Raw genomic sequence first — 845 nt, forward strand, 5'->3', positions numbered from 1 at the left:
TAGAGCGCGTTGACATTCATTTGGTCCAGATGAATGCGCTGACGAGGCTGAGGAAGGACAAGAAGGCCCTTGGCGTCTGGTCGTAGCGGGTGGCAATGCGCCTGAAGTGCTTGATCTTGAGGAAGAACCGCTCGACGAGATTGCGCTCGCAGTAGAGGGCATAATCGCAGGCCACTTGCGGGGATGTCTTTCGCGGAGGAATAACCGGAATGGCGCCTTGGCTCTCGATGGCATCGCGGAAAGCCTTGGAATCATATCCCTTATCGCCCAGGACATAGCCGGCGGGGATGTCGGCGATCAGGGCCTCCGCCTGGGTGTAATCGCTCGCTTGTCCCGGCGTCAGGATAAAGCGGAGTGGATTGCCCAAGGCGTCGACGACGGCGTGGATTTTTGTGGTCAGTCCGCCACGTGAGCGGCCGATCGCGCGAGCTTCAGGCCCCCTTTTTTGCCCGCAGCATGTTGGTGCGCCCGGACGATGGTCGAGTCGATCATGGCGTATTCAAAGTCGGGGTCGTCCGCCATGCTGGCGAACAGCCGGTCCCACACACCATCCTTGGACCAGCGCGAGAAGCGGACGAACACACTGTTCCAATTACCAAAAAAGGGCGGAAGATCGCGCCAGGGTGATCCGGTCCGGACCACCCACAGCACGGCCTCCACGAACAGCCGGTTGTCTTTACCGCTCCGACCTGGATCGCCCACTTTGCCCGGCAAATGCGGCGCCATCCGGTCCCATTGGTGATCCTTCAGGATCAGACGAACTTCGCTCATTCAAGTCCCCTTCTCGAAAGGAAGCCTTGAACCAGATTTTTCAGCCCATGGGAACCCAGAATGTCAACGCGCCC

General features: G+C 59.4%; 1 protein-coding gene. It reads right to left on the reverse strand.

What is annotated here, in order from left to right:
- Nucleotides 1–16: 16 nt before the first annotated feature.
- Nucleotides 17–771, reverse strand: a protein-coding gene (locus tag ACFSNB_RS18735) for an IS5 family transposase (protein ID WP_377319334.1) whose coding sequence is annotated in 2 segments (ribosomal slippage) — nt 17–435 and nt 435–771 — 756 coding nt in all. Because the reading frame shifts where the segments join, the coding sequence is not laid out codon by codon here.
- Nucleotides 772–845: the final 74 nt, after the last annotated feature.

The sequence above is a fragment of the Phaeospirillum tilakii genome (genome assembly GCF_042683125.1).
In the GTDB taxonomy this organism is placed as follows: domain Bacteria; phylum Pseudomonadota; class Alphaproteobacteria; order Rhodospirillales; family Magnetospirillaceae; genus Phaeospirillum; species Phaeospirillum tilakii.